We start from the raw sequence: 26,605 nt of genomic DNA on the forward strand, positions 1-26,605 counted from the left end.
CTGTTTATCCTGCTCCAGGCGCGCGTTATTCCCTCAAATGATGTGCATTACAAAGCGATGATTACAATCATATTGATAGTAGGGCTTCCAATGATCATGACATAAATATCCCTTATGGAAATGGGGTAAAATAGCGCATGTCATTCATTGCCTCTGTGCGCACGTTTGGCATGAAAGAAGTGTGTCCACTTGAACATTGGTGAGGGACCCCATGTAGCCATGGCGCTACCATATAATATTATGCCTGTTTCATCTCCGTCATGAGATGCAGCTGGCTGATTCCGCTAAGTGTTCTTACTGATAGTTTCAAACCCCAAAGCAACTTCTCATCAGGCCGGTCATTGAATTATAGATAGCAGCCTCACTAATCGCCATACCTAATGATCAGCGAACTACTCCTGTATTCGTTGTAGGGCAATAACTGATTATTGCGAAAGATAAACACATGGGCTTTTATCCCATTACCATATTGCCAGCCTTAGTAACCTCATCTGGAAAAAAGGAGCGATCAGACCGGACCTTTTTCCTTTATCAACCGTTTGCGCCTGGTATTCTGTCACTACCCTTGGAGATTTGAATATCGAATACCTGGCCGTGTTTTCAAGCCATCTGCCGTGTATCGCCCTTTTTGGCAAGGTACGGCGATCAATGGTAATGATTCTCGATTTCAATCCGGGTCATCCGCTGAAAATCATGGAAACGGAGCTTAGCGAAGTGGTGATTTTTAGTCCCTGATAGGCGACAGGGCAATTCGCTGATTCGACGTGTGCTAGCAGCACGCGAGAGGAGCAAGAATTGCATTCCGAATAGCCGTCCCGCCAGTGAGGTATAATGACGAAGCGGCTTTTGTGCGTAGTCGTTGCGGACGCAGGGCGTTCAGGGCATCTCCCATCCGCTGCGTAGGTGAACGAATTATGGCGACAGGAGTCCCGGAATTTCGTGAGGTAGCATGGCGCGCCTGTATTTTTTTGAAGTGTTCCCGTGCCGACCTGCGATGTTTGTCCGCCAGAAGGCTTATCTGAATTTTTTTCGATTCCCTTTTTACGGGTTGGGATCACTTGCAGCTGGTGGTTTACTGCTATTTTTGTGGCTGATCTCAGTGTCACTCGTTGAGTAAATACCGTGACTAATAATAGAAATCACTTCCGTGCTGATTTGTAGCGCAGGCGATATATCACGCTCAGTTTCAAGTAACTGTTGGCATGACGATTGCGGAATCACATCGATGAAGTCTATTTCAAAGGGTAACCTGTGATGCTTTTAGGACAGGCTATTATCTCATGGTTTTCAAATCCCGATTTTCCTTGTTTTAGCGCTTTGTAAGCGCGAGTAAAAAGTCTCCGAGTCGTAGATGTTTAAGGGGACATTTTGTGATGACTATAGCGAAGAAGCAATAAAGCTGGATTATCGACCTTTGGGCAGTTTACTAAAATCACAAAACCAGACTAAAACCCTGTCAAGAACTTTTTAATTATTCAGGCGCGCCATGCTACCTCACAACATTCTGGGACTCCTGTCACCACATTCATTCGCCTACGCAGCGAATGGGAGATGCCCTGGTCGCCCTGACGTCCGTCTCAACTACGTCAACTACGCACAAAACCCTGCTCAGTTAAGTCTACCTCAAATGGCTGGACGGCTATTCGGAATGCAATTCTTGCCTCCCTCGCGCGCTACTAGCGCACTTCGGATCAGCGAATTGCCCTGTCGCCTACAGAGACTAAAAATCATCACTCCGCTTAGGCTCCGTTTCCCTGATTTTAAGCGTACGCTGAGTAGTTACAATACTTTTGTAGAACTTAGATCGTGCTCGGTCTGATTCATCAAAGGCCAACACACCTCAGTAATGCCATAACGTTTTAAAACTAAGACACACTCACCCGTAGCAAACAGTCCCAGGGTATACTTGCTTTACGAAATACCCAGGATAATGCGGCTACTTTGCCAATCTCCCGCTGAAAATCAGGGAAACGGAGCCTAAGCGAAGTGATGATTTTTAGTCCGCGATAGCCGTAGGGCCGTTATTTTGTCGGAGTCTGAGCGTTAGCGAAGGTGGAGACAAAATAAAAGGCCATCCGACACGGCGTCAAGTCATTTGGAGCCTATGTTCCGACCCCTTGTTGGGTCGGGACGAGGTGACGAGGACGAATCGGGGCCGCCGGAGGCATAAGTGGTCGCGTTAAGTTTTTGCTGCTTGCTTGGGCTGGGATGCCCAAAACAAGCTTTCGCAAAAATAGCGACTCCCCAAAAGACGTTGCTCGCTCAAACTTAGCCCAGCAAACAGAGTTCATTCAGGCAATAAAAATGTCGTCGTATGGAATCCCTGGATCAAAGGCGCTGCTGCAATTAAGGACCTGGATAATGATGATTACAAACGGTTTATATGTCTGGAATTGCAAATGCAGCGAGCATAGTGTGGAAGTTCAGCCCAATAGTGAATCCAGAATGACGGCTAATTATAGTCTAGGGTGATATGCGTAACCGGTAGGTAAGCGGTTAAACTTCAAATCTATCCATGTTCCTAAAAACCAATGAGGGGCGAAACGCCAAATATGTTCTGGAAGCAGTGGTTAAAATGTGCTGAATCAGTAAAACCAGCTTCCATTGCTGCCGCTGTCAGCCCCGGACGGGATGATAGTCTCCAGAAGGCGCAGGGAAATTTGCCAATCCGAAGTGCGCGATAGTGCGCGAGGGAGGCTAAAATTTTATCCCGAATAGCCGTAGAGCCATTTGTGGTAGCCATGACTGAGCTGCTTTGTGCTCAAGTCTGTGGCGGACGCAGGGCGTTCAGGGGATCTCCCATCCGCTGCGTAGGTGAACGAATTATGGCGACAGGAGTCCCGGAATTTCGTGAGGTAGCATGGCGAGCCTGGCCTGTCCGTTATTTTGGTTCGTGCTCTTTAAATTCTTTGTATGAATCCCAGGCTAAATACCCCATAACAGAGGCAAGAATAAGAACGCCTAAAATCATAATAATTTCATTCAACATCTTTCAACTCCTTACTGAAGAAGTGAGATATTCTCGCCGTGTAAACATGCGTGAAATTGAAAAAAACGATTTTAACCTGAATATTTCACGTTATGTTAGTACGGCAAAGCCAGAGCCTATCATCGACCTAAAAGAAGTTCACAATGATTTAACATCCTTAGAAGAGAAGGTTTTGACAGCAACCAAAACGCATAATACATTTCTCGAGGAACTAGGATTGCCATCTTTACCATAGATAAATACATAGTCTACAAGGTGCTAGATGGCCTTTTCTGGTTCTGTCGCAAAAGATACGTATTTGTGTAAACCTGGTTATGAACCTGTTTTTATTCTTCGCCCAGGGGGTAAGTAACTTTTTTTATCGTATCTGTAATCTTCTATCTTGGGCGCGCCTGATGTTTTTACAATTGAATCCGAGTACTCTAAAAAGGATAACTCAGAGTACACATGGCGAGCCAGCTCTTCGCTAAGGCTGTTTATATCGCTTTTAAGGCGTTTTAACAGCTAACCCCTGCTTATGCACACCAATTAAGGGTTTTGTGGGTCTTTAAGGGGCTTACATGCCCACCAATAAGCGATTGACTAATTGTGGGTATGTGGTTTGTTATAGCTGTTACAGAAAGCAAAGATTAAACGGTAAACCATTTCAAAATAAAGGGTTGGCTTATTGCAACAAGCAACAAGCAACAAGCAACAAGCAACAGTATTATGGGGACTCTTTGCCCTAGGGAGGGAGTAACTTTTTAAACTTCATTGGCAAGTTATCTACAAGTTCATGGACTGGGTTATTTGTCTTGGTGCGTGTAATGCCTGTAAGCCAATCTCTAACGGGATTAATAACATTACTTTCAATGATAGATTCTAACTGTTCATCAACAATCGTCCTGCTAAGCTTGTAGTTCCTGCAAATAACTCAGGCGCGGCATGCTACCTCACGAAATTCCGGGACTCCTGTCGCCATAATTCGTTCACCTACGCAGCGGATGGGAGATGCCCTGAACGCCCTGCGTCCGCAACGACTACGCACAAAAGCCGCTTCGTCATTACTACCTCACTGGCTGGACGGCTATTCGGAATGCAATTCTTGCTCCTCTCGCGTGCTGCTAGCACACGTCCGCTGCCAGCCATGGAGAGCGAAAGCGAGGGCTGGTAGTCCCCAGAAGGCGTAGGGCCGTTGTTTTGTCGGAATCGTAGCGCTAGCGTAGGTGTAGACAAAATAAAAGGCATTCCGAAACGCCGTCGCTGAAAATCAGGGAAACGTAGCCTAAGCGAAGTGATGATTTTTAGTCCCTGATAGGCGACAGGGCAATTCGCTGATTCGACGTGTGCTAGCAGCACGCGAGAAGAGCAAGAATTGCATTCCGAATAGCCGTCCAAGCCAGTGAGGTAGTAATGACGAAGCGGTTTTTGTGCGTAGTCGTTGCGGACGCAGGGCGTTCAGGGCATCTCCCATCCGCTGCGTAGGTGAACGAATTATGGCGACAGGAGTCCCGGAATTTCGTGAGGTAGCATGCCGCGCCTGTTCGTTCTGAATATTTTAACAATCATTTTTCTTAAAAAATAAAAACAACAACAAAGAAAATCTTAAATGTTGTTATTTGTTTATAGATGTTTATAGATGTTTAAGATACTGAAAGCCTTAAAAATAAGGAGGTGTAGACTAATATGGTGGAAGTTTACGGGGGGAAAGGTGGAAGTTTACGGGGGGAAAGGTGGAAGTTTACGGGGGGAAAGGTGGAAGTTTACGGGGGGAAAGGTGGAAGTTTACGGGGAAGGTGGAAGTTTACGGGGAAGTTTTGATTTTCTAGGAATTAAAAACTACCCTTACCTGGATGTTTCCAAATGAAATTTAGTTTAGTTGCCCGTAAACTTCCACCTTTATGATAATGATAATAAAAATAAAGTGGAAAAATATTTTTACAGCTTCCACCTTATAAATTTATAATACTTATAATTGTTCTTTTATATTGTGAGTCTGTGAATTAATGAAAAAGGAATTAAAAAAACAAGTTGGCGTAATCCGTGTATCTAACCCTGTTGGCTTACTTCCACGTAAAACTTGGAATGTTCTTCTAGTTAATGCATATGATGAACTTTTAAGCAAAGAAGAGCATACGATTTCTATTCAAACATTATCAGAGACAGTTGGTTTCAATAGTAAAGATGTTGCAACGTTAAAAAAATCCCTGCAAAAATTACAGACAACTATTGTTGAGTGGGATGTTGGAGGGCAATCTGAATCTAAAGGAGTATCTTTTAAAGAGTTTTCTAGTGTCCAAATGCTAGGCGGGTTTAAGGTTAAAAGTGGCACAATTACTTATAGGTATGATAAATGCTTAAAGGAAGTTTTATACAATCCAATAATGTATCAGAAAATTGGAATTGCACAGCAGAAAGTATTTAACACTTCGTACGGTCTTTACCTTTGGGAAAATTGTTTGAGGTATATTAATGTTGGGTCAACAGGGTTTTCAACGACAGAAGAGTGGAGAAAACTATTAGGTGCAACTGTAAAATCATACGCTGTTTATAAGGATTTTAAAAAGCATGTTCTCACCCCTGCCATTAATGAAATAAATAAATTAACTAATATTTTTATTACTTTAAAGACACGTAGAACAGGAAGAAAAATAACACATATTGGATTTGATGTTGAAGAAAACAAACAAGAGTTGTTACCTATTTCTGATGGTTTACTTGATATAAAAAATAGTGCTGAATATAAAAAACTTAAAAGTTATAAAATTGCAGATGTGAAAGCAATAACATTAATACAGGGGCATGGTTATAAATATATATCAGAAAAAATAGGCATTTTACTGGAACAAAAAAACATTAAAAATCCATCAGGGTTTTTAATAGAAGCAATTGAAAAAGATTGGAAAAGTTCTAGTTTAGAACAAAAAAGATTAGAAAAAAAGAAAAATGAGAATAATAGAAAGGAAGAAGCCAAGAAATTATTAATCGAAAAAGAAAAAAAAATAAAAGCTAAGGAAAAGAAAAAAGAAATTGAAAATTACATAGCTAGTTTATCAAAAGAAAAACTAGAAGAAGTTGATTTTGATTTCATAAAAAAATATAAATCAAACCCTATGATTAAAAGGTTTTTATCTGACGGTAAAATAGATTTTAGTAGTTGTAGTTATGTATTAAGGGCAACCTACAACACTTTTGTGTATGATAATTATATGAAATAATTTATAAAAATAGCGACTCCCCGATCCCTGATTTTCAGCGGTCGGTGACGGCTTTATCGTAGACATAGAGATGTTTCTGAGAGCTGTTATTTCCCTTGTTTTGCTTTTCAATATGATCTCGTAACACAGGTATTTCATGATGCCTCTGAGTTCCGTTTGTCACCAGACAAAGAAATCTGAGCAACCCACTTCTGAGATTCAACGCGTAAATCCCCCCGGCCGCATAAACTTTCCCCTTGCTGTTTTTTTCAGTATGGCAGGCATGATCAATAAAATGTCCATCCGCTGCTTCTATGGTGTATTCGTCAAGTTCCGGGAATGCTTTAAGATAATCAATGCCTTGTGATAGCAGTGTTTCAGAGTGAAGATGATAGCTCTGCTGTTCAAATGCCTCAAGCATACTTGTTCGTCTATGCGACTTCAGTGATTTAAAATACGTTGAGTGGGGAAGCAGCTGGCCATAAATCTGTTCATTGGTTTGGAGGAAATCGCGACCACTATCGACTACACTGATACAGCGTAATAACCCAAGGCGAATAAAGTCGATATCCTTCAACTCTGGGCATGAACGAGCCCACAAAGGATGACGCTCTGCTAACAGGGCACGTTCCATACTTTCATTGCAGTGTTGGTGAATATGTTCGTAAGCGTCAATTAAACCACACATTCTAAACCCCTTTAAAAAAGGGCAAGATAATACCTCCAATTAACTCCAGAGGTATTTATGAGTCCATCTCAAAATATGGCAGCTATGCAAGAGCACATACCGCAATGGCGAGCCAGCCGTTTAACGCAGTCCGAGTATTGCAAAGCGCATGATATCAAGCCGCATATCTTTAGTTATTACAAAAAGAAATTCAGTTCGTCCCGTTCATCAGATCAACAAACCAGCCAATTGGTTCCGGTAAAATTTGTTGCCGATGATATGTTAGGTGGCTCAAGGCTATCTTCTGGTCCATCGCTTATCAAAGTCATTCATACCAATGGCTTTAGCCTGGAAATACAGGCTGATACGGAACTCGGCACTTTAAAGCCCTTACTGGAATTAGTGCGGTCTATCTCATGATAAATGAGCTTGTGGTTAATCAGGTATATCTGGCGACAGGTGTTACAGATATGCGTAAGTCCATTAACGGTTTGTCTCTGATTGTCTCAGAGCAGTTGGGTCATAATCCCTTAGCCGGGAGTGCTTTTGTCTTTTGTAATCGCTCTCGCGATAAACTGAAAATACTCTATTGGGAATGTAACGGATTCTGGCTCTATTATCGCCGCCTAGATAAGGGAAAGTTTCAGTGGCCAAACGAGTCGAACGAACAGACTCTAACATTAAACTTACGGGAATTACACTGGTTACTGGATGGTTTGTCATACCAGCAAGTGCAGGCACACATCGCGGTTTCCGGTTTAAAAAATAATTGATAATCTAACTCGCATTATTGTGAAAAAAACTTACTAAAACAGTAAGATATACAATCTTGTTTAGTTCTTACATGGTATAATATATACCATGAAATTACTTCCTGAGACTCTGCCGGATGAGACGAATGCACTGCAAAAAATGGTGCTGGATTATCAGTCGACAGTGGATCAGTTACAGGAAAAACTGCAATGGTATGAGGAACAGTTTCGTCTGCTTCAACACCAGCGCTTTGGTGCATCCAGTGAAAAGTGCCCTGATCAAATGGAGTTATTTAATGAAGCGGAATCAATTCTTGATGCCTTAGAGAAAGAAGAGTCTGATCTTGAAGAAACGGTTAGCTATCAACGTAAAAGGCCAGGTCGCAAACCACTATCCAGACATATCCCGCGAGAAGTCGTTCGCTATGAATTACCTGAAGCAGAACGTGTTTGTGACTGTGGTCATGCATTACATGAGGCTGGCGAAGACAAGTCAGAGCAGTTAGAAATCATTCCGGCTCAAATCAAAGTGATTGAACATGTCCAGGTAAAATATGCCTGTCGCGCTTGTGAAAACGGCATTATCAGTGTACCTAAACCGGCACAGCCCATTCCACGCAGTTTTGCTTCACCCAGTTTATTAGCCTACATCATTGTGGCTAAGTTTATGGATAGCTTGCCACTCTATCGCCAGGAAACAATTTTCAAACGCTTAAGTATCGACCTTTCGCGTGCTACCTTGTCAAATTGGGTATTGAAGTCCGCTGAATTGCTTGCTCCCTTTTATGATCGACTGCATCAACTATTGATCCTGCAGAAAATTATCCAGGCCGATGAAACACCGCTGAATGTTATTCAGGATGGGCGAGAGACGAAATCAAAATCCTATATGTGGCTCTACCAGAGTGGTGGACATGAGTCCGGGCAGCCGATTGTTTTGTATGATTATCAGGCAACTCGAGCGGGAGCGCATGCGGCTAGCTTTTTACTGGGATTTTCTGGTCACTTACAAGTGGACGGCTATGCCGGTTATCACGCCCTTGCATCAGATAACTGTACCCTCGTCGGATGTATGGCGCATGCACGTCGCAAATTCGATGAAGCTCTCAACGCACTGCCCAAAACGAGCCGTAAAGATAAAATGGGCATGGCGCAAACTGCATTACGCAAGTTTACTCGTCTCTATGGGCTTGAAAAACAATTTAAAGACCTGACGATAGATCAGCGTTATTTGTTGCGTCAGGAAAAAAGCAAACCTTTGCTGGAAGACTTAAAGCAGTGGTGCGATGACAATGTTACCAGAACCGCAAAAGACAGCTCAATAGGTAAAGCCATACGCTATACCATTAACCAGTGGGATAGTCTGGTTCGTTATATTGAGGATGGAAATTTACAGCTTGATAATAATGCCGCTGAACGCCATATAAAACCGTTTGTGATTGGGCGTAAAAACTGGCTGTTTAATCAGACCCCACGTGGTGCTAATGCCAGTGCACTGCTATACAGCCTTGTGCAAACGGCGGTGGCCAACAATCTGGAGCCGTTTGATTACCTAAAGTATTTACTCACTGAGCTACCCAGGCTTGGTAGGCATTATGAACCAGATGCACTGGATCAATTTCTACCTTGGAACTTAATCGAAAAAATTAAGCCTTTAAAGTAAATTGTGTAGCCTGTCTAGTGGGAAGAATGACGCTTACGAAACTTATCCCTTATCCAAGCGGCGATAATAGAGCCAGAAATCCGTTCTTCCCCAATTAGAGTATTTTCAGTTTATCGCCGAGAGCGATTACAAAAGACAAAAGCACTCCCGGTAAAGGAACATGCCCAACTGCTCCTGACACAACAAGCAAGTCCGGTTAATGGCTTACGTCATGATCTGTAACCCTGTCGCCAGATAGACTCTGATTAACCGCAAGCTTCATTTATCATGGAATAGACGCAACCTACAATTCAGTAAGGACTTTTAAGTCACAGCGAGTGTCCGTTATCGCTCTGGTATTATCCAGACTAAATGCCATTGGTAATGGATGACTTTGATAAGCGGGGCCAGAATGATAGCCTGGAGCCACCTATACATTCTCATCGGAAATAAGTTTACACCGGAACCAACTTGGCTGTTTGTTGAGCTGACGAACAGGACGAACTGACTTTCTTTTTTAATAACTAAAGATATGCGGCTTGATATCATGCGCTTTGCAATACTCGGACTGAGTTAAACGGCTGGCTCGCCATTGCGGTATGTGCTCTTGCATAGGCTGCCATATTTTGAGACGACTCATAATACCTCTGGAGTTATTGAGGTATTATCTTGGCCCCTCCGCTTGAAAAATCAGAGGAAAAACTGCCTAAGCGAAGTGATGAATTTTTAGTCAGCGTATAGCCGTAGGCCGTTCTTTTGTCATAAGGTCCTGAGCGTTAGCAAGGTGAGACAAAATAAAAGGCATATCCGACCGGCGTCAAGTCATTTGGGAGCCTATGTTCCGACCCCTTGTTGGGTCTGAAAACAGAGGTGACGAGGACTAATCGTGGGCCGCCGGATGCATAAGTGGTCGTGTTAAAGTTTTGCCTGCTTGCTTGGTCTGGGAGATGCCCATAACAAGCTTTCGCACAAAATAGCGACTCCCCGTTGTCAAGCTATTACTTTCCTGAATACCATATGGTACTTGGCTTTAACACTAGATTATCGTAATCTTAATGGTGGGCTGAGAATATTCTTCTCCTGCATGGTGTTTTACCATTTATTTCCATAAAAACAGGTTACAGTTGATTTTTACACAAATATTTATTTTTTTTGCGACAGAACCCATAAACCCCCATTCTCCGCGTTATCTGCTCTCATAACTCTCATATTTCAATAAAAGGTGGATCACATGCTCAGCTTCAAAGGTACTCACTTTCCAAAAGATGTCATTCTTTATGCTGTTTTCTTTTATGTCAGGTATGGTGTTTCGTATCGCGACCTTGAAGAAATTATGGAAGAAAGAGGTGTTGAAGTGGATCATGCTACGCTCAACCGTTGGGTTATCCGTTATTCTCCTGCCATTGCTGTAAAAGCTAAATCTCAGAAACGAGAAACCAATAAATCGTGGCGAATGGATGAAACGTATATCAAAGTGAAGGGTCAGTGAACCTATTTATACCGTGCTGTTGATAGTCACGGTGATACGCTTGATTTCATGCTTTCTGAACGCCGTGATGAAGAGGCTGCAACCGCTTTTTTCAAACAAACGATTAATAATAATGGCTTTCCTGATAAGGTCGTTATGGATAAAAGTGGCGCTAACTATGCAGGATTAGCCAATATTAACCTCTTGTTAATCCTAGCAGGGTTTACCACCATGATCGACATATTACAGGTTAAATATTTGAATAACATCATCGAACAGGATCACCGCTTTATCAAAAAAATAACAAAACCGATGATGGGCTTTAAAGCGTTTCACTCCGCTCAAGCAACCATTGATGGAATTGAAACAGCACATATGATCCGAAAGGGACAATTGTCTGAGGAAAATATGCCTGCTTATAAGCAGTTTATGGCTTTAGCAGGATAGTTATGCCTGAAGACCAGGAGGGCTGCGCTTTTGATAATTATTGCGACAGAACCTATTATAGTTTAGAATCACTAAAAATATCGAATAGCAAGTACATCAAGCACTATACTCTTTAAGATGTGGCTTTTACTTCCTGGAGTGTGATCATTTGTAACGCCAAAATGTACTATCCACGATTCATTTTCATCATACTCCGAAGAACTCCAGTAGGAGTCTTCGCTGAACGTGCCATGTCCTTTAGCGACTAAATTCCGAAAAATTAAATCTAATTCTCCTAGTGATGGCACAAACCAGTCGCTGTATCCTCCTAAACTATAATTAGATGTATTTTTAGCTGCAGGGGAGCATTCCGATTTTAACATAGCTTCGGTGTTTGATTCGCCTGTATAGATCGACTTGTTATAAACGCCATTAACATTAATGCCATTGACAGTATCTCCAGAACATCCCCATTTAGCAGCTCCCGAAGCACCGTGTGTAGCGACCTCTAATCCATGCAATCCTCCTGCACTAACGTAAAAAACAAGACCTCCAGCTGGCCCGTGGTCACCCAATTTATAGATATCATCTGTAATTCTCGATAATTCAAGAAGAGCTTCGCTGTTAGCTTTTGTGCTAGCAGCATTTTTAGCGATGTCTAGCCTGTTTCTTTCAACTTGAACAGTTAAAGATGGCGTATCCGCTAATACACCGCAAGGTAATGATATTCCGATACCGAATAAAAACGTCCTTATAACTAATGTGTATTGTTTTATTTGTTTGAATTTATGCATAGTTATCTCCAGACTATTTACTTATTGTTTGTAATTTTTATTTTATCGCAAAAGTCCCTAGAAGAGTATGAGCGCTCCCTAAAAAGATCGAACTGCACGTACGTAATTGACTCGAACTTTAGGTGACTGAATCACAATCGGTATATCCTTATCATCCTTGTCTAGATAATCGCAAAAACAATGGCTCCAAGCGGCACTATTACTGTCTCCCTCAGATGAACTCCAGTAGTAGTGGTCAAGAGAAGCAAGAAAATTACCAGTGCCTCCACGGTATAAATATGCAAACATTAATTCTAACTCATATTTTGATGGTAAATACCAATCTCTAAATCCATTGAGTTCATAATTAGATGCTACTTTAGCCGCAGTATTCCCACCGCATGTTTGTTTTAAAATAGTTTTGGTATTTTCTTTTCCTGTATAAAGACCTGCTTTTTTAGTGCTATCGATTCCAGCACATCCCCATTTGCTCATATTCTGATCATTTGGTGCGGCTTCTAAGCCATGAAAACCGCTATTGGTAACATAAAAAACAAAACCTCCAGCAGGACCTGTGTCTCCCGGATCATAACGCTTAATAAGTTTAATATATTTTGCGATAAAATCTATGCCAGTGTAATTAAAAGCGATATCTGATTTATTTTTTTTAACTTGATTTTCTAAAGATGTATTGGATGCTAACACACTAAAAGACAGTAGCATTCCAATACTGAATGCAAATATACTTGTAACTAGCGTGTATTGTTTTATTTGTTTGAATATGCTCATAATTTTGGATATCTTCATTTTCCAGTGTATGGTTTCGTAAAAAGGTTCTTCTGAAGAACCTGTGAAAGGAGCAGGGGAGTCGCTATTTTTGCGAAAGCTTGTTTTGGGCATCCCAGCCCAAGCAAGCGGCAAAAACTTAACGCGACGGTTCTGTCGCAAAAAAAATAAATATTTGTGTAAAAATCAACTGTAACCTGTTTTTATGGAAATAAATGGTAAAACACCATGCAGGAGAAGAATATTCTCAGCCCACCATTAAGATTACGATAATCTAGTGTTAAAGCCAAGTACCATATGGTATTCAGGAAAGTAATAGCTTGAAAAATAGAGCCATTTTTAGTTGAGCATGCGAACCTTTTTTTGCCGAAATTAAATCTTATGGTCGTAGGTAATAGGGTGATTTTGTTTTTCTGCGACAGAAACTTAAAACGCGCGAACAGCACGTACTAAATGAGATTGATTTTTATATTGTATAAAGGGCGATGTAATAGGATGGTTATAAGAGGGAGTAGAAGCCCACGCTCTATTATTAGTTGCCTCTGTCGAACTCCAGTAGCTGAAAGTAGGGCTACTACTAAGGCCATTAGAAAAATGAGTATCCTTTAAAGTTTTGGACATTAACATTAACGTATCTCTTGATGGTAAGAACCAATCGCTGAAACCATTATATTCATAATTAGACGCAAGGCTAGCGGCGGTTCTTCCATGGGAGGAACGGCACTCTGGTTTATTACTTAAAATAGATTTGGTGTTTAATTCGCCTGAATAGACCGATATTCCATGAGCTCCATTAACACGTTCTGAAAAACAACCCCACTCTGCCGAACCCGCATCTGATGGAGCGGCTTCTAAGCCATGTAACCCACTTACGTTAACATAAAAGACAAAGCCTCCAGCTGGACCGGGATCACCCACCTCATAGTAGCCATTACGTAAAGAGCGGTGTAAATTTGTAACAGTGTTTGCGTTATTTTTTTTGTTAGCGCTGTTCTTAGCAATGTTCCGTTTGTTTCGGTCGATCCGGTCTTCTAAAGGGTAGATCGCTAATGCTTTGGAAGACAGCAATATTCCAATACCGAATATAAATATATTTGTAATTAACGTGTATTGTTTTGTTTTTTTGAATATCATAATAATCTCCTATTTTGTAACTACTCAGCGTAATTTAGACTCATAACAGATTGATTTAAAATAATAATTAATGTATCTCTATGGATTTTAGTCCAATTTTCACCCCTTTTTAAAGGTGAAAATGACTAAAATCAGGTTAAATTAAAATATATCCATTTGATTTAAAAGTTAAAAAACACGCTGAGTAGTTACCCTATTTTTTCAAATATTATCTCACATTTTCAACACCTATTTCTTCCATAATTTCTTCAAGATCGCGATACGAAACGCCATACCTGACATACAGCCCTGACGCATGAAATAAAACCCGCATAAAAAGCCATTTTATATTTGCTATATAATGCTTTCCTATCCTAAATACGGTTGCTGTCGCAAGAACTTATTATGATGGTAAAGATTGGTCATAACCGACCTTTATGCAGCTAATGAATAAAACTGTCCTGCAGGAGACAAACGATTCTGTCGCAAAAAATAGAATCACCCTATTACCTACAATCATAAGATTTAATTTCAGCCAAAGAAGATTCACATATTCAACTAAAAATGGTTCTATTTTTTTAAGTTATTACTTTCCTGAATACCATATGATACTTGGCTTTAACACTAGATTGTCGTGATTTTAATAATGAGATTAGAAGGTTTTTCTCCTGCATGATGTTTTATCCAGTTATCGTATAAAAATAGGTCACAGTTGATTTTTACACAAACATTTGTTTTTTTGCGACAGAACCCGATAAAACAGTGTCCTTTTTTATTGATCAATCGTTGTGCCTGATACTCAGTCACAACCCGTGAAATATCAATATCGAAGACCTGACGTGTTTCAAAGCCATCTTCCGTGTATTGCCCTTTAGGTAAGGTACGACGATCTATACTAATGACCTCGATTTCATCAGGGTCTTCTATTTTTTGTAGCGTTGTACCTACATGCGACTTTTGTCCACCTGAGGGTTTGTCAGATTTTTTACGACTGCCCTTTTTACGGTTGGGGTCGCTTGCTGGTGGTTTGCTGCTATTTTTACTGTTTAGCGTGACTCGATTTAATAATACTGTCACTAATAATAGAATCATTTCTAGTGCTGATTTTAGAGCAGGCGATATATCACGCTCAGCTTCAAGTAACTGCCTGGCATGTTTGACTGCAGAATCAACATCAACGTTATCTATTTTCGGTAGTGGGTTAAATCTGTTATTTCACTTAAATAATTAGGAGAAGTAAAAGGTTTACATCATAATTCCTCGAATGAAATGTTATCAAGAAGTAAGTTGCCACAATTGTCGCTGTAGCACTATCATGAAATCAGGAAAGAATGCTCAAAATATACAGCGGTATCGCTGCAAAAATAGTGCCTGCCCAACTCAAACATTTATGCTGGACTATCGCTATAATGCATGTGTGCCTGGAGTCCAAGAAAAAGTCGTCGAAATGGCTATTAATAGCAGTGGTATTAGAGACACCGCACGGGTTCTGAAAATCAATAAAAATACAGTCATCAGCATCCTGAAAAGCAAAGAAGATAGCCTTGTACAGGTAAATCCTGTTTTTCTATCTCAAAAATCAGAAACACCTTTAGACGTCCGGCTGGAGCTTGTTTGCGAAGAAGTTGAGATTGATGAACAATGGTCATTTGTAGGTAAAAAGTCGAATCAGCGATGGTTATGGCATGCTGTTGATCATGCGACTAATACAGTCATTGCTTATGTATTTGGCAAGCGTAAAGATGATGTTTTCAAAGAGCTAAAAGCCTTACTGACTCCTTTTGAAATAAGCAGATATTATACAGATGACTGGGGGGCTTATGAGCGAAACTTAGACGCTGAAAATCATGGAAACGTAGCTTAGCGAAGTGGTGATTTTTAGTCCCTGATAGGCGACAGGGCAATTCGCTGATTCGACGTGTGCTAGCAGCACGCGAGAGGAGCAAGAATTGCATTCCGAATAGCCGTCCAGCCAGTGAGGTAGTAATGACGAAGCGGCTTTTGTGCGTAGTCGTTGCGGACGCAGGGCGTTCAGGGCATCTCCCATCCGCTGCGTAGGTGAACGAATTATGGCGACAGGAGTCCCGGAATTTCGTGAGGTAGCATGGCGCGCCTGTGTAAATGAACATGAAATAGGCAAACAAAACACTCAAAAAATTGAACGAAAAAACCTAAATTTTAGAACATGGATTAAACGCTTAACGCGTCGAACAATCTGTTTTTCCAAAATAGAACAAATGCATGATATTGTCATTGGACTATTAATTAATAAAGTCGAATTTGGACGAGATATTCATGCCTAATAACAGATTTAACCCACCACCCTATTTTCAACGGAAAACCTGTATCGCTATAAGAACAGGTATATTATCTCATGGGTTTTTAATCCCGAATTTTCCTCGTCGTAAGCTGTTTTGAAGCGATTAAAAAAGTTGATCGGGATCGCCAGTATTTAAAAGAAACCTAGTAGCGGACTATAAAGATAGAGGCCATAAATAGCCTATTTAATGGCTACTCTGCAGGTGACTAAAAATCACAATTCAAGACTAAAATCCTGTCAAGAACTTTTTTAATTATTTACGCTGAGTAGTTACTTACATTGTAACTATTTTCAACTAAACAACCACCCGCTAAAAGCGGGTGGGTTAGAGAGACTGGCGACTGAAAGTCGGGATACAGGGCAAATAGCCCTGTTATTTCAGCTCTCCATACTCTGTTTTAAAATTGTCATTCGGGTTGGCGTCAAAATGGTGATCAAGATAATTCTTTATCATTTCCTCAGTCATTTGCCCTACCGTGACACAAAAGTAACCCCTAGCCCAAAAGTGCTTCCCCTAGTACCTATTGATTTCAAATGCTTCGCAAGTTTTCCTTACCAACTCTCTTACACCCAAGCTGATATGTAAGCGTCAATTCTCTCCACCTAGACAAGCTACCCTAATTACTTTAGAGGCTTAATTTTTTCAATCAAGTTCCAGGGCAAAAACTGATCCAGTGCTTCTGGTTCATAATGCCTACCCAGCTTGGGTAGTTCAGTTAATAGGTATTTCAGGTAATCAAAAGGTTCCAGGTTATTAGCAACGGCTGTTTGCACAAGACTGTAAAGTAGTGCGCTGGCATTTGCACCGCGTGGTGTCTGGTTAAACAGCCAGTTTTTACGTCCAATCACAAACGGTTTGATATGCCGTTCAGCTGCATTATTATCAATTTGTATATTACCGTCATCAATATAGCGGATCAAGCTACCCCACTGGTTAATAGTGTAACGAATGGCTTTACCTATTGCGCTGTCCTTTGCTGTCTTGGTAAGGTTGTTATCGCACCACTGCTTTAACTCTTCCAGTAAAGGTTTGCTTTTTTCCTGACGCTGTAAATAACGTTGCTCTATCGTCAGGTCTTTGATCTGTTTTTCAAGTGCATACAGTCGGGCAAACTTACGTAATGCGGTTTGAGCCAGCCCCATTTTATTCTTGCGACTCTCTTTAGGGAGGGCTTTTAGCGCTTCATCGAATTTACGCCGCGCATGTGCCATACACCCCACGAGGATACAATCATCTGATGCCAGTGCATGATAGCCTGCATAGCCATCTACCTGCAAGTGACCTGAAAAGGCCCGCAAGAAGCTTTCAGCATGCGCTCCTGCCCGCGTTGGCTGATAATCATACAAAACGATCGGGTGCTCGGATTCATGCTCACCACTCTGATAGAGCCACATATAGGATTTCGATTTCGTCTCTCGACCATCCCGAATCACATTTAAGGTTGTTTCATCGGCCTGGAGGATCTTCTGTAGAATCAGCAGAGCATGCAGTCGATCATAAAAGGGCTGGAGCAATTCAGCGGACTTTAATACCCAGTTAGATAGCGTGGCACGAGAAAGGTCAACACTTAAGCGCTTGAAAATGGTTTCCTGCCGGTAAAGTGGCAGGCTATCCATGAACTTGGCGACAATAATGTAAGCTAATAAACTTGCCGAGGCAAAACTACGAGGAATGGGCTGTGCGGGTTTTGGTGCACTGATAATGCCATTTTCACAGGTGCGGCAGCCATACTTGATCTGTATATGTTCAATGACTTTGATCTGGGCAGGAATGATTTCTAACTGCTCTGACTTGTCTTCGCCAGCCTCATGCAATGCATGACCGCAGGCACAAAAACGCTCTGCTTCAGGTAATTCATAACGGATAACTTCGCGCGGGATATCTCTGGATAATGGCTTGCGGCCTGGCTTTTTACGCTGATAGCTTAGGGTTTCTTCAGGGTCGGAATCATCCTGCTTTAAGCTATCAAGAATGGACTCCGCTTCATTAAACAACTCCATTTGACCCGGGCATTTCTCACTGGAGGTGCCAAAACGCTTATGTTGCAACAGACGAAACTGCTCCTCATACCATGTCAGTTTTTCCTGTAATTGATCCACTGTCGACTGATAGTCCAGCACCATTTTGTGCAGTACATTCGTCTCGTCTGGCAGTGTTTCAGGAAGTGATTTCATGGTGTTTATTATACCACCAAACAGGGTTAAATAATCATTTAACTGGCTGTTTTATTAGATATTTTCCACGTAAAATAACGGCAACAAATCAATTATTTATTAAGCCAGAAATAGCGGTATGAGCTTGCGCTTGCCGATAGGATAAACCTTCCAGTAACCAGTGTAATTCACGTAAGGTTAATGATAACGGATGTTCGTTTAACTCGGTTGGCCACTGAAACTTCCCCTTATCCAGGCGCCGATAATAAAGCCAGAACCCATTACACTCCCAATAGAGTATTTTCAGTTTATCGCGAGAGCGGTTACAAAAGACAAAAATACTTCCGGCAAAGGGATCATGGCCAAACTGTTCCGAAACAATCAGTGACAGACCATTGATAGATTTACGCATATCAGTAACGCCGGTCGCCAAAAAAACTTGATTAACAACAAGCCCGTTTATCATGAGATAGACCTAACCAGTTTCAGTAGCGGCTTTAATGATGCAAGTTCTGTACTGGCACAAATTTCCAGACTGAAGCCATTAGAATGAGTCACTTTGATAACTGATGAATCAGCAGGTACGCCTGATCCGTTCAACATGTCCTCTGCAACCAGTGTTACCGGAACCAATTGCTTGGCTTGTAACACTGGTGGAGCGAGCGAACTGAATTGCTTTTTGTAATAACTGAAGATATGCAGCTTGATATCATGGGCTTTGCAATACCCGACCTGAGTTAAACGACTGGCTTGCCATTGCGGTATATGATTTTGCATAGCCGCTTTATTTTGAGATGGACTCATAAATTACTCCTGAGTTAATTGGAGGTATTAGTCTGCCATTTTTTATATTGGTTTAGAATGTGTACTTTAATTGACGCTTACATTTCGGCTTCATCACAGCAGACCTGTTCTAGTCTGACTTCCAATGGTTTCCCTTGATCAAAGGTCTGAAAAATGAGTGTATCTCTTGAACAAGCTGTTTTGCTCCCTTAGCTCTTAGTTTAAAGCTAAACGATTACCACCGTGATTTCTTCATTGCAATTAGTTAAATACTAGCCTGTGATCTACCCGACGCTCGATCCACATACGTATTGTATGCCTTTTATTCTTTGGTACTACTCAGCGTGTTACTTAAAAAAATGGTTCTTTTTTTTAATTCACATGCTTTATACATTTTCACAACATGAGGTGTTGGTGACTACAAATCTGTGAGTCATTTGCAACGTATCGTGTTCAAATCACATCTTTTATAGCTACATACCTGAGTGTTACATCTGGTTGGAATTAGTACAGTGTATGGGCAGTGATTTCTTGATCAGTTTATTAGTCATGAGGATTTCTGAAATATATGCGGGAATAGTAAATGTAAGCGTCAATTAAAGTACACATTCTAAACCAATATAAAAAATGGCAGACTAATACCTCCAATTAACTCAGGAGTAATTTATGAGTCCATCTCAAAATAAAGCGGCTATGCAAAATCATATACCGCAATGGCAAGCCAGTCGTTTAACTCAGGTCGGGTATTGCAAAGCCCATGATATCAAGCTGCATATCTTCAGTTATTACAAAAAGCAATTCAGTTCGCTCGCTCCACCAGTGTTACAAGCCAAGCAATTGGTTCCGGTAACACTGGTTGCAGAGGACATGTTGAACGGATCAGGCGTACCTGCTGATTCATCAGTTATCAAAGTGACTCATTCTAATGGCTTCAGTCTGGAAATTTGTGCCAGTACAGAACTTGCATCATTAAAGCCGCTACTGAAACTGGTTAGGTCTATCTCATGATAAACGGGCTTGTTGTTAATCAAGTTTTTTTGGCGACCGGCGTTACTGATATGCGTAAATCTATCAATGGTCTGTCACTGATTGTTTCGGAACAGTTTGGCCATGATCCCTTTGCCGGAAGTATTTTTGTCTTTTGTAACCGCTCTCGCGATAAACTGAAAATACTCTATTGGGAGTGTAATGGGTTCTGGCTTTATTATCGGCGCCTGGATAAGGGGAAGTTTCAGTGGCCAACCGAGTTAAACGAACATCCGTTATCATTAACCTTACGTGAATTACACTGGTTACTGGAAGGTTTATCCTATCGGCAAGCGCAAGCTCATACCGCTATTTCTGGCTTAATAAATAATTGATTTGTTGCCGTTATTTTACGTGGAAAATATCTAATAAAACAGCCAGTTAAATGATTATTTAACCCTGTTTGGTGGTATAATAAACACCATGAAATCACTTCCTGAAACACTGCCAGACGAGACGAATGTACTGCACAAAATGGTGCTGGACTATCAGTCGACAGTGGATCAATTACAGGAAAAACTGACATGGTATGAGGAGCAGTTTCGTCTGTTGCAACATAAGCGTTTTGGCACCTCCAGTGAGAAATGCCCGGGTCAAATGGAGTTGTTTAATGAAGCGGAGTCCATTCTTGATAGCTTAAAGCAGGATGATTCCGACCCTGAAGAAACCCTAAGCTATCAGCGTAAAAAGCCAGGCCGCAAGCCATTATCCAGAGATATCCCGCGCGAAGTTATCCGTTATGAATTACCTGAAGCAGAGCGTTTTTGTGCCTGCGGTCATGCATTGCATGAGGCTGGCGAAGACAAGTCAGAGCAGTTAGAAATCATTCCTGCCCAGATCAAAGTCATTGAACATATACAGATCAAGTATGGCTGCCGCACCTGTGAAAATGGCATTATCAGTGCACCAAAACCCGCACAGCCCATTCCTCGTAGTTTTGCCTCGGCAAGTTTATTAGCTTACATTATTGTCGCCAAGTTCATGGATAGCCTGCCACTTTACCGGCAGGAAACCATTTTCAAGCGCTTAAGTGTTGACCTTTCTCGTGCCACGCTATCTAACTGGGTATTAAAGTCCGCTGAATTGCTCCAGCCCTTTTATGATCGACTGCATGCTCTGCTGATTCTACAGAAGATCCTCCAGGCCGATGAAACAACCTTAAATGTGATTCGGGATGGTCGAGAGACGAAATCGAAATCCTATATGTGGCTCTATCAGAGTGGTGAGCATGAATCCGAGCACCCGATCGTTTTGTATGATTATCAGCCAACGCGGGCAGGAGCGCATGCTGAAAGCTTCTTGCGGGCCTTTTCAGGTCACTTGCAGGTAGATGGCTATGCAGGCTATCATGCACTGGCATCAGATGATTGTATCCTCGTGGGGTGTATGGCACATGCGCGGCGTAAATTCGATGAAGCGCTAAAAGCCCTCCCTAAAGAGAGTCGCAAGAATAAAATGGGGCTGGCTCAAACCGCATTACGTAAGTTTGCCCGACTGTATGCACTTGAAAAACAGATCAAAGACCTGACGATAGAGCAACGTTATTTACAGCGTCAGGAAAAAAGCAAACCTTTACTGGAAGAGTTAAAGCAGTGGTGCGATAACAACCTTACCAAGACAGCAAAGGACAGCGCAATAGGTAAAGCCATTCGTTACACTATTAACCAGTGGGGTAGCTTGATCCGCTATATTGATGACGGTAATATACAAATTGATAATAATGCAGCTGAACGGCATATCAAACCGTTTGTGATTGGACGTAAAAACTGGCTGTTTAACCAGACACCACGCGGTGCAAATGCCAGCGCACTACTTTACAGTCTTGTGCAAACAGCCGTTGCTAATAACCTGGAACCTTTTGATTACCTGAAATACCTATTAACTGAACTACCCAAGCTGGGTAGGCATTATGAACCAGAAGCACTGGATCAGTTTTTGCCCTGGAACTTGATTGAAAAAATTAAGCCTCTAAAGTAATTAGGGTAGCTTGTCTAGGTGGAGAGAATTGACGCTTACTATTTATTAATCTAAGTTATGTCGCTTTTCATACCTCCACATTTATTAGGATGGAATAGATAGGTGGTTTAACATCTACCTATTCCATTTTTAGAGTTTACTACGCAGGCTGTAGTTCACCTCCTGCCCAAATCTTCTTAAAGGCATAACTCGAAAGCTGCTCTTCAGTCAAGCCAACCTCGGGTTGTGTTGTTGGCTTCTCATGTGTTGGCTCCTCTGGGTAGTGATACCCCGTGTTTGCGGGGGAAGGGGACAGATAAATAGGTTGTGTTGTATAAACAGTTTATCTGTCCCCTTTTTCAATGAATACGGGGGCTGTATCCCCTTGCCCTGTAATAAACTCATAACTGAATAAAATATTATCATTTGGCTAGTGGCATAAGTCCGGTCTTTAGGGGCTATCCTCGTTGCGTTCTCAAATTCATCTAGTGATTGCGTATTGCCTAGACTCTCGTTTACTATCTCAAATCTCTTGAAGACAGGTCCTAGCGTTCCACCATCCCACAATTGAATATCCTTCTCTGAAACCTCTTCTCCGAGTGCTAGTTGCTCTCTACATTCAAACCTCTCTATTGCGTTGTGATCGGATTCTGTAACTTTCGATGACTTTTTTAAATTACCGTACTCAATAGCGGAAATAGGGTTCTGTCGCATAAATCCCCCTTCCCGACGTTATCTGCTATCATCATTATCAATTTCAATAAAAGGTGGATCACATGCTCAGCTTCAAAGGCACTCACTTTCAAAAAGATGTCATTCTTTATGCTGTTTTCTTTTATGTCAGGTATGGCGTTTCGTATCGCGACCTTGAAGAAATTATGGAAGAAAGAGGTGTTGAAGTGGATCATGCTACGCTCAATCGTTGGGTTATCCGTTATTCTCCTGCCATTGCTGTAAACGCTAAATCTCAGAAACGAGAAACCAATAAATCGTGGCGCATGGATGAAACGTATATCAAAGTTAAGGGTCAGTGGACCTATTTATACCGAGCTGTTGATAGTCGCGGGGATACGCTTGATTTCATGCTTTCTGAGCGCCGTGATGAAGAGGCTGCAACCGCATTTTTCAAACAAACGATTAACAATAATGGCTTTCCTGATAAGGTCGTTATGGATAAAAGTGGCGCTAACTATGCAGGATTATCCAATATTAACCTCTTGTTAATCCTCGCTGGGTTTGCCAATATGATCGACATATTACAGGTTAAATATTTGAATAACATCATCGAACAGGATCACCGCTTTATCAAAAAAATAACAGAACCGATGATGGGCTTTAAAGCGTTTCACTCCTCCCAAGCAACAATTGATGGAATTGAAACGGCACATATGATCCGAAAGGGGCAATTGTCTGAGGAAAATATTCCTGCTTATAAGCAGTTTATGGCTTTAGCAGGATAGTTATGCCTGAAGACCAGGAGGACTACGCTTTTTGATAATTATTGCGACAAAACCAACTTACAGCATCACCTTATCTCTTAGATCAGTGTAGGTTTTAATAACATCATATTTTATATCTGCATGACCCAAAGCTTCAAAATGCTTTTTAGCGTAATCAAATCTTTTCTCTTCAATTGCCCTTAATTGCATACTCTCCATGCTACCTTTTGTTTCTGCAATAAAATAAACATATTTGAATTTATCGGTATCAAAAACAATTGCCCAATCAGGGTTATAGTTACCAACAGGGGTAGAGATTTTAAAGTCATTGGGAAGTTTGGCATAAACTAAAACCTCACCGCTCTCTAGCTCTTTTGCAAACTCTTGTTCTATTTTAGAATCTGTTTTTAAGTAATCATAAATATGCTTTTTAACCTCTAAAATATTACTGTTTAAAGAGCCTTTAAACTTATTAACTGTAAATATTTTATCTTCGTAAGTGTTGTCGGTTTTAGAGTAGACAATATTATTGATTAAGGTGGCTGCTTTTTCATCGTTGATGATTTTAGATATTTCTTTGATGAAACTTTCAGGGTTCACCTGAAAATTATAAAAGGTATTTGCCTTTATTTCTTGCAAAATGGAAACAACAGTTTTTCTATTTAGTCGGGTTTCTTTAGCAATTTCCCCAATTAAATCATATTTAACCGCCCCTAATAATGAATCATATTTCTCAGTAATATCTTTGGTTTTAACCATACTATCGCCAGACTTTAAGCTGCTTTCATTAATCGTATTGGCCTGTTCACCAACAGTGATATGCACAATGACTTTTTTAACAGACAATTTGTTATCTATCGTGGAAACGCTGTTTTTTATCAGTTCTTCATCCGAAAAATCAACTTCATAAACCGTTTTTATTTTGATTTTATTCCATAGGTCTTGAAATTCTTTTTTAGAAAAATTAGCATTTGGCTTAAAATCAGAAATATCAATGTTATCTGCTTTACCGTCTTCACTGGCTTTAAAATTAGCCGTAGTGTGTATTTTCTGCATTAACTCACAGACATTGGTTTTAAAGGGAATAAGCTCAGCTGGTAACTCAACTTGATCTTCTTCTATCGCTTTAACCAGCTTATCTGTAATTTTTAGATTCTCGTCAATATACGCTTTTGCACTAAATTTCATAATGAGTTTTGTGGCAGATGCGTTATTAAACGTAAACTGATCGCCTTCGTCATTGGTCAGTACACGGCCTACTAAAACGTCTGATGATAAAATAATAGGTCTATCAGATAGTGACGCAACAGTTTCTTTTTGTAGTTTTTTAGAAAAACTATCGTATGACTCACTGGCAATAACCGTTAAGGTATTTATATCGAAGAATTCATCCTCTAGTGCGTCAGCATCCATGCGAGTACCTTTATTTTCACCACGGCATTTCACACTAATTCTTAGCCCCCGCCCAATTTCTTGACGTTTGTTATCTTCGGCTTGGCTATGTTTTAAGGTACAAATCTGAAAGACATTTGGATTATCCCAGCCTTCACGCAAAGCAGAATGCGAAAAAATAAAGCGTGTTGGCTCATCAAAACTAAGCAAACGCTCCTTATTTTTCATGATTAGATCATATGCACTAATATCGGTACTATCCTGCTTTTCTGATTTGGTTTTACTGATGGAATCCACCAGCTTGCCTTTCTTATCTACCGAGAAATAGCCTTTATGGATTTCTTCCGTTTTATGTTCTTCTAAATACTGATTGTATTTATCATCAAAAAAATCACGCTCGGCAATGGCAAGCTTATATTCTTCTTCAAAAACACGCGCATATTCGCCTTTTTCATCGGCTTGTTCATAGTCTCGATATTTCACCACTTCATCAATAAAAAATAGGGACAACACTTTGATACCTTCATCAAATAAAGCCCGTTCTTTTTCAATATGAGATTTTATTGTTTCTCGAATTTGAATACGTCTTATATGTTTCTCGTCTACCTCCCCCATACTTTGACCCACGCCTATTGTGATGCCATTGGCAAAGGAAACTGTATTATGCAGACCGTTAATTTCTTTAACGATAAAATCTTGATACTGCTTCAACTCATTGGATAAGTTAAACAAGTTATCTTTTTCTGTTATTTTTCTCAGTACCTTTTTTATGCCTGTTTTTTGCTTTATTTCAAATTCAAGGCTGGCAGTAGGGTAGAGTTTAGGGTGGATATTAATCGCATCTAAAAAAATATAACTGTTCGTGCCGCTGTTTCCCAGTACTTCAATGCCTTTTACCTTGATTTTTTTAACTAGCTTTTGGTTATAAGCATCTATCGCATCTAGTCTGTAAACTTCATTATATTTTTTGTCTTTTTTATGGGTTGCTGAATAGCGCAACACACACAAGGGGTTAAATTCTTTAAATAAACTTTCGGACTTACCAAAGCGTTGCGGCTCATCAATAATTAGAATAGGTCTGGCTCTGCTGATAATATCAATCGGGCGTTCTGATTGAAGAGCATCAAGTTTTTGATAAATTTTTCTTGCGGATTCCCCTCTAATTTCTTTATCTTTTTTCTTTGCATTAAAAGCCTGATAATTCATAATCAACACTTCAATATTTGCAGTATTGGCAAAACTTTTAATATTAACAATATTGGATTTATTTTGTGTATTGTAGATAGAAAAGCGGATTTTTTTGCCATACAAATCCTGAAAATGATCTGCTGTTATTTCTAGGGAAATATGCACACCTTCACGGATTGCAATCGATGGCACCATAATAATAAACTTGCTCCAGCCATATTTTTTATTCAGCTCGAACATGGTTTTAGTGTAAACATAGGTTTTACCCGTCCCTGTTTCCATTTCAATACTGAAATTCGGTGCGCCATCTAAGCATGCTAATTGCTTGCTAGTATTAAGACCTTGTTCTTTCTGTAGTGCTTGAACATTTTTCGTCAGTTCGGTTTCACTCAAATCAAACTTTTTATTGGCAAATATTTCATGGACTAAAATATCTGTTCGCTCTGTTATTTCTTTTCTATGCCCTTTTGTTTGTCCTGCAAAACAATCTACCACGGCTTGCGTGGCATCACTTTGGTAGCCTTGCTGCTTAAACTGTAATTTAATCCCGTTAGC

The 26,605-nt window shown here is 40.6% G+C and carries 28 protein-coding genes and 4 pseudogenes; 15 read left to right on the forward strand and 17 right to left on the reverse strand.

Annotation, left to right across the window (positions count from 1 at the left end; genetic code table 11):
• Window positions 1–769: 769 nt before the first annotated feature.
• Window positions 770–892: a hypothetical protein gene (locus K6984_RS34340; RefSeq protein ID WP_263458817.1), complete on the reverse strand. Its 123-nt coding sequence runs from the start codon at window positions 890–892 to the stop codon at window positions 770–772.
• Here K6984_RS34340 and K6984_RS20390 point away from each other — a divergent pair.
• Complete coding sequence (locus K6984_RS20390) at window positions 849–1,022, forward strand: hypothetical protein (RefSeq protein ID WP_221897183.1); 174 nt, start codon at window positions 849–851, stop codon at window positions 1,020–1,022. The two genes, K6984_RS34340 and K6984_RS20390, sit on opposite strands and share 44 nt — an antisense overlap.
• A gap of 1,080 nt (window positions 1,023–2,102) precedes the next feature.
• Here the strand turns inward: K6984_RS20390 and K6984_RS34345 are convergent.
• Together K6984_RS34345 and K6984_RS20395 are read right to left on the reverse strand one after the other, a co-directional pair.
• A complete protein-coding gene (locus tag K6984_RS34345; protein WP_263458596.1) occupies window positions 2,103–2,231 on the reverse strand; it encodes a hypothetical protein in 129 nt (42 codons plus the stop codon).
• A gap of 290 nt (window positions 2,232–2,521) precedes the next feature.
• On the reverse strand, window positions 2,522–2,743 hold the full coding sequence (locus tag K6984_RS20395) for an AraC family transcriptional regulator (RefSeq protein ID WP_221897184.1): 222 nt from the start codon (window positions 2,741–2,743) through the stop codon (window positions 2,522–2,524).
• On the opposite strand from K6984_RS20395, the gene K6984_RS36415 reads away from it, so the two are divergent.
• Entirely contained in the window at window positions 2,742–3,224 is a 483-nt protein-coding gene (locus tag K6984_RS36415; protein ID WP_221897230.1) for an N-6 DNA methylase, read from the forward strand. The two genes, K6984_RS20395 and K6984_RS36415, sit on opposite strands and share 2 nt — an antisense overlap.
• A gap of 748 nt (window positions 3,225–3,972) precedes the next feature.
• Window positions 3,973–4,158: a hypothetical protein gene (locus tag K6984_RS20405; RefSeq protein ID WP_221897185.1), complete on the forward strand. Its 186-nt coding sequence runs from the start codon at window positions 3,973–3,975 to the stop codon at window positions 4,156–4,158.
• 95 nt (window positions 4,159–4,253) lie between these two features.
• On the opposite strand, the gene K6984_RS20410 is transcribed toward K6984_RS20405, so the two are convergent.
• A complete protein-coding gene (locus tag K6984_RS20410) occupies window positions 4,254–4,442 on the reverse strand; it encodes a hypothetical protein (RefSeq protein WP_221897186.1) in 189 nt (62 codons plus the stop codon).
• On the opposite strand from K6984_RS20410, the gene K6984_RS34350 reads away from it, so the two are divergent.
• Window positions 4,399–4,521, forward strand: a complete 123-nt coding sequence (locus tag K6984_RS34350; protein ID WP_263458818.1) for a hypothetical protein — start codon at window positions 4,399–4,401, stop codon at window positions 4,519–4,521. The two genes, K6984_RS20410 and K6984_RS34350, sit on opposite strands and share 44 nt — an antisense overlap.
• Before the next feature lie 453 nt (window positions 4,522–4,974).
• The gene (locus K6984_RS20415) at window positions 4,975–6,186 is read left to right on the forward strand and encodes a replication initiation protein (protein ID WP_221897187.1); all 1,212 of its coding nucleotides are present in this window, start codon (window positions 4,975–4,977) and stop codon (window positions 6,184–6,186) included.
• 34 nt (window positions 6,187–6,220) lie between these two features.
• Here K6984_RS20415 and K6984_RS20420 read toward each other — a convergent pair whose 3' ends face one another.
• Window positions 6,221–6,853 (reverse strand): hypothetical protein, encoded by a 633-nt coding sequence (locus K6984_RS20420; protein WP_221897188.1) that lies wholly within the window; start codon window positions 6,851–6,853, stop codon window positions 6,221–6,223.
• A 57-nt stretch (window positions 6,854–6,910) separates the two neighbouring features.
• On the opposite strand from K6984_RS20420, the gene tnpA (K6984_RS20425) reads away from it, so the two are divergent.
• The 3 genes from tnpA (K6984_RS20425) to tnpC (K6984_RS20435) all read left to right on the forward strand — a co-directional run bounded on the left by tnpA (K6984_RS20425) (window position 6,911) and on the right by tnpC (K6984_RS20435) (window position 9,247).
• On the forward strand, window positions 6,911–7,252 hold the full coding sequence (gene tnpA, locus K6984_RS20425; protein WP_221897189.1) for an IS66 family insertion sequence element accessory protein TnpA: 342 nt from the start codon (window positions 6,911–6,913) through the stop codon (window positions 7,250–7,252).
• On the forward strand, window positions 7,249–7,605 hold the full coding sequence (gene tnpB, locus K6984_RS36420) for an IS66 family insertion sequence element accessory protein TnpB (protein ID WP_221897190.1): 357 nt from the start codon (window positions 7,249–7,251) through the stop codon (window positions 7,603–7,605). The genes tnpA (K6984_RS20425) and tnpB (K6984_RS36420) overlap by 4 nt, the downstream gene beginning before the upstream one ends.
• An 88-nt stretch (window positions 7,606–7,693) precedes the next feature.
• Window positions 7,694–9,247 carry an IS66 family transposase gene (gene tnpC, locus K6984_RS20435; protein WP_230988215.1) on the forward strand — a complete coding sequence of 518 codons (1,554 nt, stop codon included), beginning with the start codon at window positions 7,694–7,696 and terminating at the stop codon, window positions 9,245–9,247.
• Window positions 9,248–9,743: 496 nt separating this feature from the next.
• Here tnpC (K6984_RS20435) and tnpA (K6984_RS36425) read toward each other — a convergent pair whose 3' ends face one another.
• Window positions 9,744–9,866, reverse strand: a complete 123-nt coding sequence (tnpA, locus tag K6984_RS36425; protein WP_420831695.1) for an IS66 family insertion sequence element accessory protein TnpA — start codon at window positions 9,864–9,866, stop codon at window positions 9,744–9,746.
• A gap of 591 nt (window positions 9,867–10,457) precedes the next feature.
• Between tnpA (K6984_RS36425) and K6984_RS20440 the strand changes: the two are divergent.
• A pseudogene (locus tag K6984_RS20440) lies at window positions 10,458–11,141 on the forward strand (IS6 family transposase).
• Window positions 11,142–11,212: 71 nt separating this feature from the next.
• Here K6984_RS20440 and K6984_RS20445 read toward each other — a convergent pair.
• From K6984_RS20445 to K6984_RS20465, 4 genes are all read right to left on the reverse strand, one after another.
• Entirely contained in the window at window positions 11,213–11,914 is a 702-nt protein-coding gene (locus K6984_RS20445) for an Lcl C-terminal domain-containing protein (RefSeq protein WP_221897191.1), read from the reverse strand.
• 78 nt (window positions 11,915–11,992) lie between these two features.
• A complete protein-coding gene (locus K6984_RS20450) occupies window positions 11,993–12,793 on the reverse strand; it encodes a DUF1566 domain-containing protein (protein ID WP_221897192.1) in 801 nt (266 codons plus the stop codon).
• A 312-nt stretch (window positions 12,794–13,105) separates the two neighbouring features.
• Window positions 13,106–13,813 carry a DUF1566 domain-containing protein gene (locus K6984_RS20455; RefSeq protein ID WP_221897193.1) on the reverse strand — a complete coding sequence of 236 codons (708 nt, stop codon included), beginning with the start codon at window positions 13,811–13,813 and terminating at the stop codon, window positions 13,106–13,108.
• Window positions 13,814–14,416: 603 nt separating this feature from the next.
• A complete protein-coding gene (locus K6984_RS20465; RefSeq protein ID WP_420831696.1) occupies window positions 14,417–14,980 on the reverse strand; it encodes a DUF6444 domain-containing protein in 564 nt (187 codons plus the stop codon).
• A 76-nt stretch (window positions 14,981–15,056) separates the two neighbouring features.
• On the opposite strand from K6984_RS20465, the pseudogene K6984_RS20470 reads away from it, so the two are divergent.
• Window positions 15,057–15,641, forward strand: a pseudogene (locus tag K6984_RS20470) (IS1 family transposase); the annotation flags it as partial.
• Here K6984_RS20470 and K6984_RS20475 read toward each other — a convergent pair.
• Window positions 15,624–15,839: a hypothetical protein gene (locus K6984_RS20475; RefSeq protein ID WP_221894768.1), complete on the reverse strand. Its 216-nt coding sequence runs from the start codon at window positions 15,837–15,839 to the stop codon at window positions 15,624–15,626. The pseudogene K6984_RS20470 and the gene K6984_RS20475 overlap by 18 nt on opposite strands.
• A gap of 70 nt (window positions 15,840–15,909) precedes the next feature.
• On the opposite strand from K6984_RS20475, the pseudogene K6984_RS20480 reads away from it, so the two are divergent.
• Window positions 15,910–16,095 (forward strand): annotated as a pseudogene (locus tag K6984_RS20480) (IS1 family transposase); the annotation flags it as partial.
• Between the two features lie 390 nt (window positions 16,096–16,485).
• On the opposite strand, the pseudogene K6984_RS20485 reads toward K6984_RS20480, so the two are convergent.
• From K6984_RS20485 to tnpA (K6984_RS20500), 4 genes and pseudogenes are all read right to left on the reverse strand, one after another.
• A pseudogene (locus tag K6984_RS20485) lies at window positions 16,486–16,626 on the reverse strand (transposase); the annotation flags it as partial.
• Between the two features lie 107 nt (window positions 16,627–16,733).
• Window positions 16,734–18,287, reverse strand: coding sequence for an IS66 family transposase (tnpC, locus tag K6984_RS20490; RefSeq protein ID WP_230988216.1), 1,554 nt, complete (start codon window positions 18,285–18,287; stop codon window positions 16,734–16,736).
• Between the two features lie 88 nt (window positions 18,288–18,375).
• Complete coding sequence (gene tnpB, locus K6984_RS20495) at window positions 18,376–18,699, reverse strand: IS66 family insertion sequence element accessory protein TnpB (RefSeq protein ID WP_221897196.1); 324 nt, start codon at window positions 18,697–18,699, stop codon at window positions 18,376–18,378.
• A 29-nt stretch (window positions 18,700–18,728) separates the two neighbouring features.
• Window positions 18,729–19,070, reverse strand: a complete 342-nt coding sequence (gene tnpA, locus K6984_RS20500) for an IS66 family insertion sequence element accessory protein TnpA (RefSeq protein WP_221897197.1) — start codon at window positions 19,068–19,070, stop codon at window positions 18,729–18,731.
• A gap of 645 nt (window positions 19,071–19,715) precedes the next feature.
• Between tnpA (K6984_RS20500) and tnpA (K6984_RS20505) the strand changes: the two genes are divergently transcribed.
• The 3 genes from tnpA (K6984_RS20505) to tnpC (K6984_RS20515) all read left to right on the forward strand — a co-directional run bounded on the left by tnpA (K6984_RS20505) (window position 19,716) and on the right by tnpC (K6984_RS20515) (window position 22,052).
• Window positions 19,716–20,057, forward strand: coding sequence for an IS66 family insertion sequence element accessory protein TnpA (tnpA, locus tag K6984_RS20505; RefSeq protein ID WP_221897197.1), 342 nt, complete (start codon window positions 19,716–19,718; stop codon window positions 20,055–20,057).
• Between the two features lie 29 nt (window positions 20,058–20,086).
• A complete protein-coding gene (gene tnpB / locus K6984_RS20510; RefSeq protein ID WP_221897196.1) occupies window positions 20,087–20,410 on the forward strand; it encodes an IS66 family insertion sequence element accessory protein TnpB in 324 nt (107 codons plus the stop codon).
• Window positions 20,411–20,498: 88 nt separating this feature from the next.
• Complete coding sequence (gene tnpC, locus K6984_RS20515) at window positions 20,499–22,052, forward strand: IS66 family transposase (protein ID WP_230988216.1); 1,554 nt, start codon at window positions 20,499–20,501, stop codon at window positions 22,050–22,052.
• Between the two features lie 207 nt (window positions 22,053–22,259).
• On the opposite strand, the gene K6984_RS20520 is transcribed toward tnpC (K6984_RS20515), so the two are convergent.
• The gene (locus tag K6984_RS20520) at window positions 22,260–22,745 is read right to left on the reverse strand and encodes a hypothetical protein (RefSeq protein ID WP_221897198.1); all 486 of its coding nucleotides are present in this window, start codon (window positions 22,743–22,745) and stop codon (window positions 22,260–22,262) included.
• A 62-nt stretch (window positions 22,746–22,807) separates the two neighbouring features.
• Here K6984_RS20520 and K6984_RS20525 point away from each other — a divergent pair, with 62 nt between their 5' ends.
• On the forward strand, window positions 22,808–23,491 hold the full coding sequence (locus K6984_RS20525; RefSeq protein ID WP_221897199.1) for an IS6 family transposase: 684 nt from the start codon (window positions 22,808–22,810) through the stop codon (window positions 23,489–23,491).
• Window positions 23,492–23,548: 57 nt separating this feature from the next.
• Here K6984_RS20525 and K6984_RS20530 read toward each other — a convergent pair whose 3' ends face one another.
• On the reverse strand, window positions 23,549–26,596 hold the full coding sequence (locus K6984_RS20530; RefSeq protein WP_221897233.1) for a restriction endonuclease: 3,048 nt from the start codon (window positions 26,594–26,596) through the stop codon (window positions 23,549–23,551).
• Between the last annotated feature and the right edge of the window lie 9 nt (window positions 26,597–26,605).

This window comes from Bathymodiolus japonicus methanotrophic gill symbiont (genome assembly GCF_019721995.1).
GTDB lineage: Bacteria > Pseudomonadota > Gammaproteobacteria > Methylococcales > Methylomonadaceae > Methyloprofundus.